Genomic DNA, 16,538 nt, shown 5'->3' with positions numbered 1-16,538 from the left:
TCTTCCAAGGGGTGTGGGTGCTCCCAGCAGAGAGGGCGGCAGTGTCTAAAGGTCTTATGAATCTTCTTATCGTTGCCGGCGGCGTTGGGTTAGCTGTTTCTGTTCTGTGGTGGCATACGTTTTACTCGCATGTGGCCCAGTTTTTGGGAGCGACCGGGCCTTTGCCTATGGAGTGCATCTATACGATGGGCGGCCCATGCGGCATGGTGGCAGGCGTAGCCAATGCGGTTGGCGCATCTGCGTATGACCCAAAACTGTTTTGGGGATCCGCCGCACTATTGGTGATTGGAGCCATTACTCGCTTATTGCCAGATGGCAGCGAACGTCGCGACTACCAGACAAAAGAAACTCCGCGAAAAGAACCCCGTCCATAGCACCCTTCATGATCGTCAATAAACGACACGAAGCCCCTTTGATGCTCAGGACCTTCTTTTAGCTCGCGAAGCGACCGGCGTCGGCGCCGTAATAATTCAGGTAACGGTCCGAAATGCTGGTGATCGGCAGCACGATCAGCACGTCGGTCGTGTTGAAGGCATGATCGACGACCGCGCTGGAGCCCACCATCGCACCGAGGCGCAGATAGCCCTTGATCAGCGGCGGCAGGGCCATCAGCGCCCGCTTCGGGTTGATGGCCTCGACCGGCATCAGGTCCATGTTGCGGGCCAGATGCGGCAGGGCGCCGACGGCCCATTCGTTCTTCGCCAGCACATTGTGATGGAGGAAGGACAGCGCCAGCGCGTGGCTTTCGAGATAGACGCCGGGGAAAGAGGCGCAGCCGAACATGGCGCTGACGCCATGCTTCAGCGCATAGGCCCAGTTCCCCTGCCACAGCAGCTCGACAGTGCGCTTGGTGCGGTATTCCGGCAGCACGCAGGAGCGGCCGAGCTCCATGAAGCGCTTGTCCGGATGTTTGGCGATGAGGCCGTCGATTTCGAATTCGGAAGCCGAGTAAAAACCGCCATTGGCGATGGCGACATCTTGACGCAACAGCCTGTAGGTGCCGACGATCTGGTCTTCCGGGTCGCCCTCGATCGAGCGGTCGAGAACGAGAAGATGATCGCAGACGGCGTCATAGGCATCGACGTCGCGCTGGCGGCGCATGGCATCCAGCGGCAGCTGCGCCTTCATTTCGTCAACGAAGACGCGGTAGCGCACGGACTGGGCGGCATCGATCTCGCGTGCCGTGCGGGCAAGGCGGGTCTCCAGATTGCCGATGCGGCCGAGGATATCGCCGTCCTTCTGTACAGCAGCCGTCGAGGGCCGTGCGGGCTCCGCGGTGGTGTCACGATTCAGGATGTCGATGGCGGACATGACGATTCTCCCGTTGCCGGCTTATCGACGCCATAAAACACTTCTCTGCGACAGGAAAGTGACATTTTGAATTTCCAGGCGCAAGAAGCGTGCCGGTTTTTGAGGCGCTCACCGCGCCTCTGCCCGGCGGGCGGAAAGGGCGGCAACCGCTTGAACTTCGGTCAGCAGCCGCACCGGATCGACCGGCTTTACCATGACGCGGTTGGCGCCGTTGAGCAAGACCTGGCGGCGCGATTCGTCGCTCTTGTCGGCGGTCAGCACGATCACCGGCACCGAGGCAAGATCGAGCCGCCGTTCATGGCCGCGCAGGCGTCCCAGCATTTCGATGCCGTTACCACCAGGCATCGAGAGGTCGCTGATGATGATATCGGGCCGGGCATTCGCCTCGCAGAGCGCGTAGTCGAGCAGCGCCTCGAAATCTTCGACATGGCGCACCTTATGCCCGCCCTTTTCCAGGACGACGCGCACCAGCATGGCATTGATCGGGTCGTCCTCGCCGAGCAGGATGCTGAGCCCGCTGGCGGCAACAAATGTCTCCGCCACCGAAAGGCCGAAGCCGGGCTGGTTGTCGTTCAGCGCGTCGCGTTTCTCCATGCCGCGCATGCGCCCGCGCAGCACGTCGATCAGCGACTGCTCGCGCAGGGGGCGGATGAGCCAGGCGTCGAAAAGGTCGAGCGGATGGGCGCTACGCTCTTCCGGATTGACGAGCAGCACCTTGCGCAGGCCAAGCGCGGCGATTTCGGCGCGATCGGCAAGATGGGCGGAAAATTCCGCCGACATCCGGTGGTCGATGATGATATCGGTTGGCCGCCGTCCGCCCTTTGCCAAGCCGAGCAGCGTTGCCCGCGCCGTCTCGCCGTCGCCGACGAGATGGCAGAGGCCGCCGAGCGTGGTGATCGTCTCGGCAATGGCTGTGCGCGCCGCACCGGCTGGGGCCAGCAGCACGACACTGTTGCCGGCAAGCAGCGTGTTTCGCCGGTCGGGGCGCTCATTGCCGATATCGACAGGGAAGCGGATGGTGAATTCGCTGCCTTTGCCCTTTTCGCTGGCAACCGTCAGCGCGCCGTTGAATTCGCGCATGATGCGGGCGGAGATGGCAAGGCCGAGCCCGGTCCCGCTGCTCTTGTCGGCTACGCTCCCGCCCTGCTCGAACTCGCCGAAGACGCGCGCCTGCTCCTCCGTCGTCATGCCGGGACCGCTATCGGTGACGGTGATCAAAATATCGCCGGGGTCGAGCGATACGCGGATGAAGACGCCGCCGACCTGGGTGAATTTCACCGCATTGCCGATGACGTTGAAGAGGACCTGACGCAGCCGCGCCGGGTCGAAGCTCATATTTTCGGGCACGTCGGACGACACTGTGGCGCCGATCTCGATACCCTTTTCATGCGCCCGGTGGGCGAGCATCTCGACGACGCTTTCCAGAAGCTTGCGCAACGATTCCGAGCGCGGGTGCAGCGCGAAACGGCCGACCTCGATGGTGGAGAAGTCGAGCAGGTCCTCGACGAGTTGCGTCAGCGCATGGCCGGACTGGCGGATGTTCGCGAGATAGTTCTGCTGTTCCTGCGTCAGCCGCGTCTCGGCGATCAGATGCGTCATGCCGAGGATGCCGGAAAGCGGCGTGCGCACCTCGTGGCTGACAGTGGCAAGCAACCTCGATTTGGCGGCGCTGTTATATTCGGCTTTTTGCCGGGCCTCTTCGCGACCCTGCGCGATGAGCCGCTCGTCGGTCACGTCGCGGGCAACGCTCTGCAACAGCAGGCGGCCATTTGCCGGGTCGCGGGTGACGACGTCGCGCCAGAGGAAGATGCGCTGGCCCTCCGGTGTCGAGATCTCGACATCGTAGCAGTGCGGTATCGGGCCGGGGCGGAAGGCAAGCCCGATCTCCTCGCAGGTTTTTCCTTCCGGACGCAGCCGCCCGCTCAGGCGGCGAAAAGTATCGTTGGCGGAGATGATGCACCGGTCCATGGTCCGGCTGACCGTGATGTCGCCGAGCACGTCGTGCACGTCGGCAAACAGCTTTGCGCCAGCGTTCCAATCCTGCAGGGATTTGCCGGGGCCCTGCCCGGCCTTGCGCGGCCGAACCATCAGCAGGGCATAACCGGCAATGACGGCAAGGCCAAGAACGACAAGGCCGCCCGAAAGAAGCAACGGATCGCCGGCATGGGCAAGCAGCATCAGGATCGTTGCGGCAAGAAGGCCGGCGCCGCCCAGCCAGTAGAACAGCAGCCGCCTTGTCGGTGCGGTTCCCCTCGGACGATCATCGGCTCCCTGAGGTGTCGATGCGCCGGGTCGTGAGGAAGGGGCCTCCATCCGCTTCTCATGCGGCTTGGCGGCGGGTCCACCGAAGGCGGCGGACAATCTTTCCTGCAACTGTCCCAGGTTCTGCATGCTATCTGGATAACATGAGGCCCGTTCCGAATGCCTTCAGGATTTCGATAAGATTTTAGCGGCCGGCCTTTTTTGGCAGCAGCAGCTCGTCGAGAATGACGCAACCGGCGCCGATGGTGATGAAACTGTCGGCGAGATTGAAAACCGCGAAGGACCAGCTCTCGGTGTAGAAAAGAATGTAATCGATCACATGTCCATAGGCGAAGCGGTCGACGAGGTTGCCGATCGCGCCTGCGATGATCAGCGCATAACCGAGATGAGCGATCCAGCGGTCCTTCGCCGTGCGGTGCCACAGCCAGATGACGAAGGCGACGATGACGAGCCGCATGCCGACGATGAACCAGCCGTCCATGCCAGACAGCATCGAAAAGGCGACGCCGAGATTGTAGGTGCGGTAGAGCGCCAGCATGGGAATAACCGGCACCGCCTCCTGCAGCGGCAGGTAATGATCAACGGTGATCTTGACGACCTGGTCGATGAGAACGGCGACGACGATGAAGAAGAGGATCGGTGCCGGCCGCGAAAACAGCGCGGGGTGTGCATGCGTCTGTTCGGTCATTTGCCCTCGGCAAGTGAGAGGAGATGGCGGCGCGCCTCGAAAAGCATGACGGCGGTAGCGACGGCGAGGTTCAGCGAATCGGCGCGGCCCTGCTGCGGAATGCGGGCAAGCGCGTCGGCCTCCCTGGCCAACTGCTCGGGCAGGCCGGATTGTTCGTTGCCCATCAACAGCACGACCGGCTTTTTCCGGTAGTCGATCGTCCGGTAATCGACCGCGCCGGCAAGATGCGTCGCGACGACGGAAACGCCGGCCGATTTCCGCCAGGCGATGAATTCCTCCGGTGTCGCCCGCGCGACCGGAACGGCAAAGACCGAGCCCATGGTGGCCCGCACGGTTTCGAGCGAAAAGGGGTCGGTCGTTTCTCCTAGAAGAATGATGCCGGAAGCGCCGGCCGCATCGGCCGTGCGGATGATGGTGCCGAGATTGCCGGGGTCACGCACCCGGTCGAGCGCCACCCATGTCTCGCCCTCCCTTGGCCGGATACCCTTGAGCGGTGTCCAGCGCTGCTCGAAGATGCCGACGACCATTTGCGGATTGTCGCGGCGGGTGATCGAGGCGATCACTTTTTCGCTGACTTCGAGCACCAGCCCACCCGAGGCGACGGTCCTTGCCGCCATCTGCTCAACCAGCGGCTTGCCTTTGGCGGCCTTGGCATAGACCAGCGTGCGGATCGCCCAGCCGAGTTCGATCGCATCGATGACGAGCTTCAGCCCTTCGGCGAGGAAAGTGCCGCTTTCCTCGCGCGACTTCTTGTTCGTCAGCGCCTTGATGTCCTTGATGATCGGATTGGCAAGCGAGGTGACTTCCTTCACCTGTCCGACCCTGCGCGGCCCCTGATCGTGGAAGTCCTTGCTCATTTCGGCACCCAGCGGGAAAAGAGGGAGGTGGAAAGCGCGCGGCCTTGCGTCCTGCCGTCGGTGCCGGCTTCGCGAATCACCAGCTCGCCGGATTCGACCACGCCGCCGGCGCCGCGCATCGTCTCGCGCATCAACTCGTGGATCGAATAGAAGCTGGCGCGGATCGAATAGGCCGTCAGCACCAGGCCCACTGCCTTTGGCGACAGGATCTCGCGGCAGACATCGAGCATCAATGGCAGATGCTCGAAGAGGTGCCAGACTTCGCCATTGGGGCCGCGGCCGAATTTCGGCGGGTCGGTGAGAATGATATCGTACTGGCTGCCGCGGCGTTCTTCGCGCAGGATGAATTTCATCGCATCCTCGCAGATCCAGCGGATCGGCAGTTTCTCCATGCGCCCGAGCGCCTGGTTTTCCCTTGCCCAGCCGATCGCCTTCTTCGAGGCGTCGACATGGGTGACCTCGGCGCCGGCTGCGGCGGCGACAAGCGAGGCGACGCCGGTATAACCGAAGAGATTCAGCACCTTCAGCGGCCGGCCGGCCTTTTCGGCCTGCTCCTTCATCCAGCTCCAGTGGACGATCTGCTCGGGAAAGACGCCGACATGACGGAAGGAGGTGAAGCGACCGAGGAAATCGACGCCGAGCAGATTGAGCGGCCAGGTCTCGCCGAGCGCCTCTTTCGGGAAGCGCCAGCGGCCCGTGCCTTCCTCGTCGGTGTCGCCGGTGAAGACGGCATCGACCTTTTCCCAGACTTGGGGCGCCAGCGAAGGCCGCCACAGCGCTTGGGCCTCGGGGCGGATGATGCGGTAGGGGCCGTATTGCTCGAGCTTTTCGCCGTTGCCGCTGTCGATCAGGTGGAAGTCGCCGGCCCCGAGCGATTCGAGGATGACGGGCACGCGCTCCGTCGGACGCTCGCCGCTGCGTGTCATCAGCGGACGCACGACGGCGGCAGGCAAGGCAGCCTCGCGCGCCGCCTCACGGGTTGCCGCGGGCCGCGCGACCGGCTTTGGCGGCCGGCCTGCCCGATCGTCCCTGCGGCCTTCACCGGAAGGACCTGATGTTTTCTTCTGGCCCGGCCGGCCTTCTCTTTGTTTCAACGTGCTCTTCCGCATCTCTGTCGGGGTGGCTTATCGGCTTTGCGTCCCCTACAGCGCCGTGCGTCTTTTTGAGACGCGCAAAGGACGCTGCAGCACTTGAATTATGCAGTAGCGCAGAAAACCGTGCCGGATCAACTGCGCAGCCGACCTGGCCCGGGCAAGACGACAGGGTCACCTGGCGCGGCGCCTATTTCAAGCCCTCGGAGGTCTGTGTGCGAAGCCAGCTTTCCGCCGCATAGAGGGCTGCGACATGCATCGATTGCATGATGACGGCGCCGGACTGCAGGTCGCTCAGGATGGCAGCGAGATCCGCAAACAGCAGGTCGACCTTCTCGCCGGGGTCGAATGCCGGTTCGCCGACCTTGCTCAGGCCGAGCGCCAGCCAGCTCGTCACCACATTGCTGTGGTTGGCGGCATTCGGATAGGAGGTGAGCAGCTTGACGAAGGTGGAGGCTTCATAGCCGGTCTCTTCCCGCAGCTCGCGCCGTGCCGCCGCCATTGCCGCATCGCCGGTCTTGCTATCGCCGGGTTCGACGCCGCCGGCGACGAGACCGGCCACGATCTCGCCGCGGCCGTGCCGGTATTCCCGCGTCAGCAGCACGCGCCCGTCAGGCATCAGCGGAATGACGTTGATCCAGTCAGGATAATCGAGCACATGGAATGGCGCGATGACGGTTCCATCGGCAGTGACGCAATCGTCGCTCCGGACCCGGATCCAGCGATCTTCATAGGTGATGCGGCTTGCCGTCACACTCCACGGCTTCAGTTCGTCGTTCATCGGCCCATCCCCTATGTGTGTCAAATATGTGCCAGGTCGGAGCCCGGCAGATAACATTCCGTCCCGCCTTGGCAAAGCGCTTTCCCGCTGGGATAAGATGAACCGATCGGAGATGGGGCTATCGAATGGATTTCACCGGCGAAGAACGCATCGCCGCGCCGCGGGACGTCGTCTGGGCAGCGCTCAACGATCCCGAGATCATGCGCGGTTGCATCCCAGGTTGTCAGAGCATCGAGCGGCTGTCGCCGAGCGCGTTCGAGGCGACGATCAAGGTCAAGTTCAGCCTGCTGTCTGCCACCTTTCATGGGCTGCTGACGCTTTCCAATGTGGATGCGCCGAAGAGCTACACGTTGTCGGCCGAAGGCAAAGGCGGTCTTGCCGGCTTCGCCAGGGGCAGCGCCGATGTCGTGCTCGAGGAAAGGGGTGCCGAGACCATACTGCAGTACCGGTCGAAGGCCGAACTCGGTGGCAGGCTCGCCCAGCTCGGTGCCCGCCTGCTCGATCTGACCTCGAAGAAGCTCGCCGAAGGGTTCTTTTCGGATTTCAATGCCGCTGTCGTCGCGAAGATGGCGGCCGGTTAGGCTTGGCGCGGGCTGAGGGTTTGTTTAAATCGACGTCATGACGTGGACCATCAGGCCGCCGCGGGCGGAAGATCAGGAAATGCTCGCGGAGATTTATCTTTACGTGCGCCGCGAAACATTCGTCTGGGTCGACCCCGGCAAGTTCTACCGCGAGGATTTCGCCGCCCATACGAACGGCGAGACGGTCTTTGTCTGCGCGCATGAAAGCGGCAGCGTCGCCGGCTTCCTGTCGCTCTGGCCGGAGGACGATTTCATCCACATGCTCTATATCAGCCCTGAATTCCAGGGGCAGGGCGCTGGCACGGCGCTGCTGCACGCCCTGCCGGAATGGCCGCAACACCGGTACAGGCTGAAATGCCTGGTGAAGAACCGGCGGGCAAAGGCGTTCTACCTTTCCCACGGGTTCCAGGTGACCGGCAACGGCGCCTCGCCGGAGGGTGACTATGAGGAATTGAGTTTTTTTCCGGTTTGAGACGCCGCCAAAACTGGCCGTCGACATGCCAATCCGGCTTTACCGCGCCGGCAGCTGCCCGGCGATTTCCTCGGCACGGTTTTTGTGGCGGTCGGCCTCGCCTTGCCAGCGAATGGCTTCCTTGGCCTCGGTGCGGGCGCGTTTGCGGTGTTTGCCCTGGCTGAACCAGGTGGCGGCCGCACCGATCAGCATGCCTGTGATCAGCGCGATGAACAGGAAGACGAAGAAGGGCGCGGAAACTGCAAGCACTTGGTCTTCGGGCCGGAACGGATTGAAGGCGAGCGTGACGCTCTGCCGGTTGGCGACGCAAAAGACGATGAGGATGACGCCGAGCGGCAGCAGAATCAACAGGTTGACGATCTTCTTGGCCATTTGAGGTCTCCACGCGGCAGATTGCGCCGGTCTTTTTGCAGGGCGCGTTTCGTCCTTACTGCGCCGCGCATCTTTGTGAGAGGCGTAAAATACGATGCGTCGCCAGAATAGGAAAACGGCCCTCGAGTTCAAGTGCGGTTTTGCCGCAGGCGGCTAAAGCGCGTCGCAATCTTTCAGATTTGCTCCGCACGCTTTAGGTCTTTATGTCGATGCATGTCGTTATCGCAAATCCGCTGCACACTTTTGCGCGACATGCTTGAGCAACTGCTCAATCCTCTTCGTCGGCCTGGCCGGGATTGAGCCGCTCGCGCAGTTCCTTGCCGGTCTTGAAGAAGGGAACCCACTTCTCCTCGACGAAGACGGTATCGCCGGTCCGCGGGTTGCGGCCGGAGCGGGAAGGGCGGTTCTTGACCGAAAAGGCGCCAAAGCCGCGCAATTCGACACGGTTGCCCGCAGCCAGTGCATCCGTGATCTCGTCGAGAACCGCGTTGACGATATTCTCGACGTCGCGATGATAGAGATGCGGGTTGCGTGCCGCAACAATCTGCACCAATTCGGACTTGATCACATTCGCCCCCTTAAATTATTGATTTCTTATCAATCGTGGCCAACCTGCCAAACTGAAAGCAGCCCGTCAAGAAGCAACTTTGGGGGCAGGATTCCATTGATATCCTGGGTTTTCATGACATCATCATAACCGAAGATCGTAATCAACCGCGAAACAGCCCCAGCGAGCAGAAAGGGCGTATTGCTCTTCTTGTCCCAGTCCACCATCGGCAGTTCGCTGTCGACGCCGCGCGACTTCAGATAGGCGCGGATCTCAGCCTCGCCGCCAATTGCATCGACGAGTTTCACCTTCAGCGCCTGGCGGCCGGTATAGATCGTTCCGTCGGCCAGTTTCAGCACCTCGTCGCGCGGCAGCTTGCGCCGGTCGGCAACCAGGTCGACGAACCAGTTATAGCTGTCGACCACCATGCTGCGGATCATCGCCTTGGCCTCTTCGCTCGCCTCGTGGAAGGGCGAGGGCTCGGCCTTCAGCGGCGAAGACTTGATCTCCTGCAGCGAGACGCCGATCTTGTCGAGCAGCGGCTGGATCTGCGGATACTGGAAGATGACGCCGATCGAGCCGGTGATCGAGCTGTCGCCGGCAATGATCGTATCGCCGGCGGTGGCGATCATGTATCCGGCGGAGGCGGCAAGCGTGCGCACGTCGGAGACGACAGGCTTCTTGGCCGATATCGCACGGATCGCCTTGAAGATTTTTTCGCCGCCATAGGTCGTACCGCCGGGCGAGGAGATCGAAATCACCGCCGCCTTCACCTGATCGCTGGTCTCGACCTTCTTCAGCCGCTCCAGAAGCTCGTCGTCATCGACGATCAGCCCGGATATCGTCACATGGGCGATATGCGGGCGCTGCGTCCCGGCATCGCCGAGGGCAAAGTGGTAGAAGGCGAAACCAAGTGCCACGATGAGGGCCACCGCGAAGAGGCGCCAGAAGCCGAGCTTGCGGCGCAGCCGCCGGCGATCCGCGATGATCGAACTGTCCATGGAAACCTCCAGCGCTGGCACCGGCTTCGGCATGCCGCCGATCAATCCGGTGGAATAAGGTAGCAGCGGCCCGTACGAATGCCACTTTTGAATGTTTTTCCGTTGTGTTGCTTGTTGCAGAAAAAATTCCATATTGGCAAGCCAATGTAATAATGCGAAACGAACTGTGATTGGCGGCCCGCTTTGTTATTGAGGCGCGGCGATCACCGCACATGGACGAGGCCTATGCTCGATACCCTGAAGAACAACGGACATGCCGCCTATTCAGGGTCCGGCAGGAGCGCCTATGGCGACGCGTTGTTCCATTCCGCCCGCGTGCGGCGGCTGAAGATATTGCTGCCGGTGGCGGCCCTCACCATCGCGGCGAGCCTCACGGCGGTGGCGTTGGTCAGCATCTATCTGCCCGAGAATGTCAAGATGGAAGGCGCCAAGATCGAGAACGGCAAGGTCGTGATGGAAAAGCCGGCGATATCAGGACGCAATTCCGACGGCATCAACTATTCGATGCTGGCCGAAAGGGCCCTGCAGGATATCCGCAATCCCAATCTCATCACGCTCGAGACGATCAAGGCCGCCGTGCCGATGAATGACGGCCTGATCGCCCGCGTCGTCGCCTCGACCGCTGATTACAACCGCACCACCGACAACCTGCATATGACGGCCCCCTTCACCCTGGTGCTGAGCAGCGGCCTCAATGCGAATTTCCAGTCCGCGCAGCTCGACATCAAGGGCGGCAACATGCGGAGCGACGACCCCGTCACCATCACCAAGGACAATGCCTCCATTGTTGCGAAGACGCTTCAGATATCCGATAAGGGGCGGGTGATCACATTCGAGGGGAATGTTCGAATGAATGTCGATCCATCCACCATCCATAAACAGGGCACTTAACCAGCCGGGTCATCCATGACAAAAGATTGTCGCATTTCCACTTGCAAGACAGGCATGGCATTCGTTGCCGGCGCATTTGCCCTTATTCTGACGGCCTCGGGCGCGGGTGCGCAGTCGACCACGATGTCGGGCATGAAGCTTTCCAACGACCAGCCGATCCAGATCGAAAGCGACAAGCTTGAGATCCATGACCAGGAACACACCGCGCTTTTCACCGGCAAGGTCAAGGTCGTCCAGGGCACGACGACGATGCAGTCCGGCAAGATGACCGTCTATTACAAGGACAAGGCAGCAAAGCCGGCTGCTGATGGCGCGCAACCCGCCGCCCAGCCGGAGCAGTCGGCCTCGCTTGCATCGGGAAGTGCTGATATCGACAAGATCACGGTGACGGACAAGGTCTTCTTGACCTCTGGCACGCAGACGGCGACCGCCGATGACGGCAATTTCGACATGGCCTCGCAGACATTCATCCTCACGGCAGATGAGGGGAACAAGGTTATTCTGTCGGACGGGCCGAACGTCTTCACCGGCTGCAAACTGACGGTTCACATGCAGACTGGCCAGGCGGAGCTTGAAAGCTGCGGCGAGCGTGTCCAGATTCAGCTCGATCCGAAATCGAAGCCGAATACACCGCAGCAGAAGCAGAACTGAGAAGCCGGCCTCCCACGTGAAATTATCATCGCTATCCACCATGTTCGGCAAGCCCGGGCCACAAGCTGCGGGTGCCGCCGACAAGAGCCGCTATCAGGGAACGCTGATCGCACGCGGTCTGACGAAGACCTATGCGACGCGGCGCGTCGTCAACGGCGTTTCGCTGGTGGTGCGCCGTGGCGAGGCCGTTGGCCTGCTCGGCCCGAACGGCGCCGGCAAGACCACCTGTTTTTATATGATCACCGGCCTTGTGCCGGTGGATGAAGGCACGATCGAGATCGACGGCAACGACGTCACGACCATGCCTATGTACCGCCGGTCGCGCCTTGGCGTCGGCTACCTGCCGCAGGAAGCCTCGATCTTCCGCGGGCTGACGGTGGAACAGAATATCCGCGCCGTCCTCGAAGTGCATGTGAAGGACAAGGCCGAGCGCGAGCAGAAGCTGAACGAGCTGCTGGAGGAATTCCATATCCAGAAGCTGCGCAAGAGTGCCGCCGTCGCCCTTTCCGGCGGTGAGCGCCGCCGCCTCGAAATCGCGCGTGCGCTTGCGACCGACCCGACTTTCATGCTGCTCGACGAGCCCTTCGCCGGCGTCGACCCGATCTCGGTCGCCGACATCCAGAATCTCGTTCACCACCTGACGGCGCGCGGCATCGGCGTTCTCATCACCGACCACAATGTGCGCGAGACGCTGGGTCTCATCGACCGCGCCTACATCATCCATGCCGGTGAGGTGCTGACCCATGGCCGGGCGAACGACATCGTCAACAATCCGGAAGTGCGCCGGCTCTACCTCGGTGACAATTTCAGCCTCTGATACCGGGCCGCCCGCAGAAATTCACCTTGTCGGCATAGTTCCGCTTGACCAAATCCAATAAAAAAGCAATTTTTGGGCCAACTTGGATTTCCGTGGCCTGAAGCCTTGATCGGACGCGGATTCTCGGAGGAATTGAGGGGAGTTTCGCGTCCGTCATGGCACTGTCCGCCAATCTTTTCCTGCGCCAGACCCAATCCCTGGTGATGACACCGCAACTGATGCAATCCATCCAGTTGCTGCAGATGACGCATTTTGAACTCACCCAGTTCATCGCCCAGGAAGTCGAGAAGAACCCGCTGCTCGAATTTCCGTCGAATGACGGCGAGGGGGCCGGCGAACGCGGCGAATCCGAAGATGGAGAGTACGCTCATCAGCCGGAGGATGCCGGGTCGGATGACGGTTACGACAACCGGACCGAGGCGCTTTCCAGCGACTGGTATGACAATGGCGGCAGCGCCAGCACGAGCCGGCTGAACGACGAACTCGACGCCAATTACACCAATGTCTTTCCTGATGACGGTGCCCCGCAGCGCCTCGATGCGCCGGAGCTCGTCAGCCAGTGGAAGTCGATGTCGGGCAGCGGCGAGGGCGCCGACTACGATCTCGACGATTTCGTCGCCGGCCAGGTGTCGCTGCGCGATCATCTCGCCCAGCAGATCCCCTTCGTCCTGCCTGACATGGCCGACCGTCTGATCGCGCAGAATTTCGTCGATCAGCTCGACGACTGCGGTTATCTGCAGGCCGATATCGTCGAGGCGGGCGAGAGGCTGGGCACGAGCCTCGCACAGGCCGAGCGCGTGCTCGCCACCCTCCAGAGCCTTGATCCGCCAGGTGTTTTCGCCCGCAGCCTCGCCGAATGCCTGGCGATCCAGCTCAGGCAGAAGGACCGATACGACCCGGCCATGCAGGCTCTGGTCGAAAACCTCGAACTGCTCGCCCGGCGTGATTTTGCCACGCTGAAGCGGCTTTGCGGCGTCGACGAGGAGGATCTTCTCGACATGCTCGGCGAGATCCGTCAGCTCAATCCCAAGCCCGGCAGCGGCTTCGAAGCGGGTGTTTTCGAAGCGATCACGCCGGATGTAGTCGTCAGATCCGCCTCGGACGGCGGCTGGCTGGTCGAGCTCAATCCGGATACGCTGCCGCGCGTGCTGGTCAACCAGTCCTATTTTTCCCGTGTGACGAAGAACGGCGAGGACCACGCCTTCCTCTCCGATTGCCTGCAGAGCGCCAACTGGCTGACCCGCAGCCTCGACCAGCGGGCAAAAACCATCATGAAGGTGGCAAGCGAAATCGTCCGCCAGCAGGACGCCTTCCTGCTGCACGGCGTCGATCACCTGCGCCCGCTCAACCTGAAAACGGTCGCCGAAGCGATCAAGATGCATGAATCCACCGTCAGCCGCGTCACGTCGAACAAATATATGCTGACGCCGCGCGGCCTCTTCGAACTCAAATATTTCTTCACCGTCTCGATCAGCGCCGTCGCCGGCGGCGACAGCCATTCGGCCGAGGCCGTGCGTCACAAGATCCGCGCGCTGATCCTGCAGGAGAGCCCGGAGGCGGTGCTTTCCGACGACGATATCGTCGACATGCTGAAGAAGGGCGGCGTCGATCTCGCCCGCCGCACCGTTGCGAAATACAGGGAGGCAATGAACATCGCCTCTTCGGTCCAGCGCCGCCGCGAGAAGCGGGCGCTCGCCAAGGTCGCAGGCTTCTGACGCAGCAATGCTTCGACCTCGATCGAAGCATCCGGCCCGCAAATCCCGCTATTCCTCTCCGGCGCCCCAGCGTCTTTTCAGACGCGCAACGGCGCTGCAACCCTTTGAATTGTCTTCAACGAAGATCGAAATGCCGACCATGACGCCGCAAAATCCGAACCTTGCCAGGGAGCTTTTCCTGCTGCTGGTGCTGGCGAGCCTCTGGGGTTCCTCCTATAGCTTCATCAAGATCGGCGTCGAGACGATCCCGCCGATAACGCTGATCGCCGCCCGCACGCTGATTGCCGGCGGTATTCTGCTGGCCGTCCTGCGCCACCGGCGTGTCCGTCTGCCGCGCGATCGTGCCACCTGGCGGCGGTTTTTCGTTCAGGCCTGTCTGAACAGCGTCGTCCCCTTCACGCTGATCGCCTGGGCGGAACAGTCCGTCGACGCTGGATTGGCGGTGATCCTGAATTCGGCAACGCCGATCTTCACCTTCCTGCTGGCCGTGCTGATCACCCGCCATGAGCAGGTGACGCTGCGAAGGCTTTTCGGCGTCATCGCCGGGCTTGTCGGCATCTGCCTCGTCATCGGCGTCGAAGCGCTCGACGGTCTCGGCGATAGCCTGATGGCGCAGCTTGCCATCATCCTGGCGACCATCTGTTATGCAGGTGCCGCGATTTTCAGCAAGAACTTCAAGGGGCTCGATCCCGCAGTGCCGGCGGCCGGCTCGTTGATTTCAGGCGCGGTCATTCTCCTGCCTGTGAGCCTCGTCGCCGATCGGCCATGGGAACTCGACCCGTCGGCGGCATCGATGCTGGCGCTGCTTGCCCTCTCCGCCTTTTCGACGGCCCTTGCCTTCACGATCTATTTCCGTCTCGTCCAGACGCTGGGTTCGGTCGGAACCACCTCGCAAGCCTATCTCAGAGTGCCGATCGGTGTTGCAATCGGCATCGTTTTCCTCGGCGAAAGGCTGAGCCAGACGGCCTGGATCGGACTCGTCTGCGTCATATCAGGTGTCGCAGCCATGACGATCCCCGCGAGGACGAGCGCAACGCAAGCGCGAGGCGCATAAAGTGGATGGGGTGGCAATCGGCGGCATAACTTGCCAAGCAAGGTATCGACTACACGTTACCCGGGCGTCGGCGATGGTGATTCTCGCCCTATTGACTTTTCGGTAGCCTCTGGCTAGAAGCCCGCCGCAATCGATGCCGCGAACGGCATCTGGAGTTATCCCCAGCATCAGAAGGGTACCAAGGACCCGCGGGCCTAAGCCGATCTTGCTTGAGATTGTGCGAAGTGCTTGGATGAACCTGAGGCTTGGCGTAAACTGATACCCGCAAACGACCATAAGAAGGGAAACTCCATGAGTGTGCGTGTATCCGGGAAACATATGGAAATTGGTGAATCCTTCCGTCAAAAGATCGAGGACCAAATTGGTATGGCCATCACGAAATACTTCGACGGGGGATATTCCGGCCAGGTGACCGTGGAAAAGGCGAGTTCTCGTTACTCGGCGGACTGCAAGCTGCATCTCGACAGCGGGGTGGTACTGCATGCAGCCGGCGAGGCGACCGACCCGCAGTTGGCTTTCGACGCCGCCTCCCAGCGGATCGAAAAACGGCTGCGGCGTTACAAGCGCAAACTGAAGGACCATCACGCCGGAAACCATCTGAATGGTTTTGCAGAGGTCTCCTACACGGTTATGGATTCCGTTCCTGATCACGATGATGAAATCGCCGACGATTTCGCTCCGGCGATCGTCGCTGAAAGCACGAAGCAGCTGAAGACCATGTCGGTCGCCACCGCCGTGATGGCGCTCGACATGACCGACGAGCCGCTTCTCCTGTTCCGCAGCCCCGGCAAGGAACATCTGAACATCGTTTACCGTCGGCACGACGGAAATATTGGCTGGATCGATTCAGCCAGTATCAAAGGCTGAGATCGGCGTGGTGAGCGGCGGTGTTGCCGCCGCTCCTTGCATTTGATTCCGGCGACAGAAGGAAAAAGAAATGGCATTGGCAGATTTGCTCCATCAGGATGCGATCATTCCCGCCCTCAGAGTAAATTCCAAGAAACAGTTGCTTCAGGAATTGGCTGCAAGAGCCGCCAGGATCACCGGGCTTTCCGAACGGGAGATCTTCGACGTTATCCTGCAGCGCGAACGCCTGGGCTCGACCGGCGTCGGCAACGGCATCGCCATTCCCCACGGCAAGCTGGGAAACATCCATTCGATCGTCGGTATCTTCGCCCGACTGGAGCAGCCGGTCGATTTCGAGGCGCTGGATGACCAGCCGGTCGATCTCGTGTTCCTGCTGCTTGCGCCGGAGGGCGCGGGTGCCGATCATCTCAAGGCTCTGTCGCGGATCGCCCGCGTGCTGCGCGATCACGATCTGGTCGCCAAGCTGCGCGCCACCGATTCCTCCCAGGCGATCTATGCCTTCCTCAACGAAGAGCAGGCGTCGAACGCTGCCTGACGCACGCCGCGCGATAACGCATCTATTCTCGAATGTAAAAAGGCG

At 61.5% G+C, this 16,538-nt stretch carries 19 protein-coding genes; 10 read left to right on the top strand and 9 right to left on the bottom strand.

Going from position 1 to position 16,538, the window contains the following annotated elements:
* Nucleotides 1-56: 56 nt before the first annotated feature.
* The gene (locus ACS4RR_RS00500) at nucleotides 57-374 is read left to right on the top strand and encodes a hypothetical protein (RefSeq protein ID WP_260109935.1); all 318 of its coding nucleotides are present in this window, start codon (nucleotides 57-59) and stop codon (nucleotides 372-374) included.
* A gap of 58 nt (nucleotides 375-432) precedes the next feature.
* On the opposite strand, the gene olsB is transcribed toward ACS4RR_RS00500, so the two are convergent.
* From olsB to ACS4RR_RS00470, 6 genes are all read right to left on the bottom strand, one after another.
* Nucleotides 433-1,311, bottom strand: coding sequence for a l-ornithine N(alpha)-acyltransferase (gene olsB, locus ACS4RR_RS00495; RefSeq protein ID WP_456189559.1), 879 nt, complete (start codon nucleotides 1,309-1,311; stop codon nucleotides 433-435).
* Between the two features lie 108 nt (nucleotides 1,312-1,419).
* Nucleotides 1,420-3,702 (bottom strand): hybrid sensor histidine kinase/response regulator, encoded by a 2,283-nt coding sequence (locus tag ACS4RR_RS00490; protein WP_456189558.1) that lies wholly within the window; start codon nucleotides 3,700-3,702, stop codon nucleotides 1,420-1,422.
* 55 nt (nucleotides 3,703-3,757) lie between these two features.
* The gene (gene lspA, locus ACS4RR_RS00485; RefSeq protein ID WP_017966747.1) at nucleotides 3,758-4,261 is read right to left on the bottom strand and encodes a signal peptidase II; all 504 of its coding nucleotides are present in this window, start codon (nucleotides 4,259-4,261) and stop codon (nucleotides 3,758-3,760) included.
* Nucleotides 4,258-5,118 carry a TrmH family RNA methyltransferase gene (locus tag ACS4RR_RS00480; RefSeq protein ID WP_017966748.1) on the bottom strand — a complete coding sequence of 287 codons (861 nt, stop codon included), beginning with the start codon at nucleotides 5,116-5,118 and terminating at the stop codon, nucleotides 4,258-4,260. The genes lspA and ACS4RR_RS00480 overlap by 4 nt, the downstream gene beginning before the upstream one ends.
* The gene (locus ACS4RR_RS00475) at nucleotides 5,115-6,212 is read right to left on the bottom strand and encodes a class I SAM-dependent methyltransferase (protein ID WP_260109937.1); all 1,098 of its coding nucleotides are present in this window, start codon (nucleotides 6,210-6,212) and stop codon (nucleotides 5,115-5,117) included. The genes ACS4RR_RS00480 and ACS4RR_RS00475 overlap by 4 nt, the downstream gene beginning before the upstream one ends.
* Before the next feature lie 187 nt (nucleotides 6,213-6,399).
* On the bottom strand, nucleotides 6,400-7,047 hold the full coding sequence (locus ACS4RR_RS00470) for an NUDIX hydrolase (protein WP_260109938.1): 648 nt from the start codon (nucleotides 7,045-7,047) through the stop codon (nucleotides 6,400-6,402).
* A 68-nt stretch (nucleotides 7,048-7,115) separates the two neighbouring features.
* On the opposite strand from ACS4RR_RS00470, the gene ACS4RR_RS00465 reads away from it, so the two are divergent.
* Together ACS4RR_RS00465 and ACS4RR_RS00460 are read left to right on the top strand one after the other, a co-directional pair.
* Nucleotides 7,116-7,571, top strand: coding sequence for an SRPBCC family protein (locus ACS4RR_RS00465; protein WP_456189557.1), 456 nt, complete (start codon nucleotides 7,116-7,118; stop codon nucleotides 7,569-7,571).
* 37 nt (nucleotides 7,572-7,608) lie between these two features.
* Nucleotides 7,609-8,043 (top strand): GNAT family N-acetyltransferase, encoded by a 435-nt coding sequence (locus ACS4RR_RS00460; RefSeq protein ID WP_456189556.1) that lies wholly within the window; start codon nucleotides 7,609-7,611, stop codon nucleotides 8,041-8,043.
* A gap of 39 nt (nucleotides 8,044-8,082) precedes the next feature.
* On the opposite strand, the gene ACS4RR_RS00455 is transcribed toward ACS4RR_RS00460, so the two are convergent.
* The 3 genes from ACS4RR_RS00455 to sppA form a co-directional block, all read right to left on the bottom strand.
* A complete protein-coding gene (locus ACS4RR_RS00455) occupies nucleotides 8,083-8,415 on the bottom strand; it encodes a LapA family protein (RefSeq protein WP_017966752.1) in 333 nt (110 codons plus the stop codon).
* A 268-nt stretch (nucleotides 8,416-8,683) separates the two neighbouring features.
* Nucleotides 8,684-8,983 (bottom strand): integration host factor subunit beta, encoded by a 300-nt coding sequence (locus ACS4RR_RS00450; protein WP_003544934.1) that lies wholly within the window; start codon nucleotides 8,981-8,983, stop codon nucleotides 8,684-8,686.
* A gap of 29 nt (nucleotides 8,984-9,012) precedes the next feature.
* Nucleotides 9,013-9,963 carry a signal peptide peptidase SppA gene (sppA, locus tag ACS4RR_RS00445; protein WP_170257397.1) on the bottom strand — a complete coding sequence of 317 codons (951 nt, stop codon included), beginning with the start codon at nucleotides 9,961-9,963 and terminating at the stop codon, nucleotides 9,013-9,015.
* 225 nt (nucleotides 9,964-10,188) lie between these two features.
* Here sppA and lptC point away from each other — a divergent pair, with 225 nt between their 5' ends.
* From lptC to ptsN, 7 genes are all read left to right on the top strand, one after another.
* A complete protein-coding gene (gene lptC / locus ACS4RR_RS00440) occupies nucleotides 10,189-10,854 on the top strand; it encodes an LPS export ABC transporter periplasmic protein LptC (RefSeq protein ID WP_017966754.1) in 666 nt (221 codons plus the stop codon).
* Nucleotides 10,855-10,869: 15 nt separating this feature from the next.
* On the top strand, nucleotides 10,870-11,505 hold the full coding sequence (locus ACS4RR_RS00435; protein ID WP_222387262.1) for an LptA/OstA family protein: 636 nt from the start codon (nucleotides 10,870-10,872) through the stop codon (nucleotides 11,503-11,505).
* Between the two features lie 40 nt (nucleotides 11,506-11,545).
* Nucleotides 11,546-12,322 carry an LPS export ABC transporter ATP-binding protein gene (lptB, locus tag ACS4RR_RS00430; protein ID WP_020486179.1) on the top strand — a complete coding sequence of 259 codons (777 nt, stop codon included), beginning with the start codon at nucleotides 11,546-11,548 and terminating at the stop codon, nucleotides 12,320-12,322.
* A 155-nt stretch (nucleotides 12,323-12,477) separates the two neighbouring features.
* A complete protein-coding gene (gene rpoN, locus ACS4RR_RS00425; RefSeq protein WP_260109939.1) occupies nucleotides 12,478-14,037 on the top strand; it encodes an RNA polymerase factor sigma-54 in 1,560 nt (519 codons plus the stop codon).
* Nucleotides 14,038-14,167: 130 nt separating this feature from the next.
* Nucleotides 14,168-15,091 carry a DMT family transporter gene (locus ACS4RR_RS00420; protein WP_222386613.1) on the top strand — a complete coding sequence of 308 codons (924 nt, stop codon included), beginning with the start codon at nucleotides 14,168-14,170 and terminating at the stop codon, nucleotides 15,089-15,091.
* A gap of 291 nt (nucleotides 15,092-15,382) precedes the next feature.
* Nucleotides 15,383-15,958 carry a ribosome hibernation-promoting factor, HPF/YfiA family gene (gene hpf / locus ACS4RR_RS00415; protein ID WP_017958734.1) on the top strand — a complete coding sequence of 192 codons (576 nt, stop codon included), beginning with the start codon at nucleotides 15,383-15,385 and terminating at the stop codon, nucleotides 15,956-15,958.
* A gap of 70 nt (nucleotides 15,959-16,028) precedes the next feature.
* The gene (gene ptsN, locus ACS4RR_RS00410; RefSeq protein ID WP_017966761.1) at nucleotides 16,029-16,493 is read left to right on the top strand and encodes a PTS IIA-like nitrogen regulatory protein PtsN; all 465 of its coding nucleotides are present in this window, start codon (nucleotides 16,029-16,031) and stop codon (nucleotides 16,491-16,493) included.
* The last annotated feature ends 45 nt before the right edge of the window (nucleotides 16,494-16,538 follow it).

The organism is Rhizobium zaerense, assembly GCF_051810725.1.
GTDB classification, from domain to species: Bacteria; Pseudomonadota; Alphaproteobacteria; order Rhizobiales; family Rhizobiaceae; genus Rhizobium; species Rhizobium leguminosarum_I.
Note: the sequence above shows the minus strand (reverse complement) of the source record. Positions and strands in the feature narration are given on the sequence as shown.

Excerpts from the sequence above, each read along its gene's own strand:
- ACS4RR_RS00500 (WP_260109935.1), top strand. The coding sequence starts at position 57 with ATGAATCTTCTTATCGTTGCCGGCGGCGTTGGGTTAGCTGTTTCTGTT.
- olsB (WP_456189559.1), bottom strand. The coding sequence starts at position 1,311 with ATGTCCGCCATCGACATCCTGAATCGTGACACCACCGCGGAGCCCGCA.
- ACS4RR_RS00490 (WP_456189558.1), bottom strand. The coding sequence starts at position 3,702 with ATGCAGAACCTGGGACAGTTGCAGGAAAGATTGTCCGCCGCCTTCGGT.
- lspA (WP_017966747.1), bottom strand. The coding sequence starts at position 4,261 with ATGACCGAACAGACGCATGCACACCCCGCGCTGTTTTCGCGGCCGGCA.
- ACS4RR_RS00480 (WP_017966748.1), bottom strand. The coding sequence starts at position 5,118 with ATGAGCAAGGACTTCCACGATCAGGGGCCGCGCAGGGTCGGACAGGTG.
- ACS4RR_RS00470 (WP_260109938.1), bottom strand. The coding sequence starts at position 7,047 with ATGTTATCTGCCGGGCTCCGACCTGGCACATATTTGACACACATAGGG.
- ACS4RR_RS00465 (WP_456189557.1), top strand. The coding sequence starts at position 7,116 with ATGGATTTCACCGGCGAAGAACGCATCGCCGCGCCGCGGGACGTCGTC.
- ACS4RR_RS00460 (WP_456189556.1), top strand. The coding sequence starts at position 7,609 with ATGACGTGGACCATCAGGCCGCCGCGGGCGGAAGATCAGGAAATGCTC.
- ACS4RR_RS00455 (WP_017966752.1), bottom strand. The coding sequence starts at position 8,415 with ATGGCCAAGAAGATCGTCAACCTGTTGATTCTGCTGCCGCTCGGCGTC.
- sppA (WP_170257397.1), bottom strand. The coding sequence starts at position 9,963 with ATGGACAGTTCGATCATCGCGGATCGCCGGCGGCTGCGCCGCAAGCTC.
- lptC (WP_017966754.1), top strand. The coding sequence starts at position 10,189 with ATGCTCGATACCCTGAAGAACAACGGACATGCCGCCTATTCAGGGTCC.
- ACS4RR_RS00435 (WP_222387262.1), top strand. The coding sequence starts at position 10,870 with ATGACAAAAGATTGTCGCATTTCCACTTGCAAGACAGGCATGGCATTC.
- lptB (WP_020486179.1), top strand. The coding sequence starts at position 11,546 with ATGTTCGGCAAGCCCGGGCCACAAGCTGCGGGTGCCGCCGACAAGAGC.
- rpoN (WP_260109939.1), top strand. The coding sequence starts at position 12,478 with ATGGCACTGTCCGCCAATCTTTTCCTGCGCCAGACCCAATCCCTGGTG.
- ACS4RR_RS00420 (WP_222386613.1), top strand. The coding sequence starts at position 14,168 with ATGCCGACCATGACGCCGCAAAATCCGAACCTTGCCAGGGAGCTTTTC.
- hpf (WP_017958734.1), top strand. The coding sequence starts at position 15,383 with ATGAGTGTGCGTGTATCCGGGAAACATATGGAAATTGGTGAATCCTTC.
- ptsN (WP_017966761.1), top strand. The coding sequence starts at position 16,029 with ATGGCATTGGCAGATTTGCTCCATCAGGATGCGATCATTCCCGCCCTC.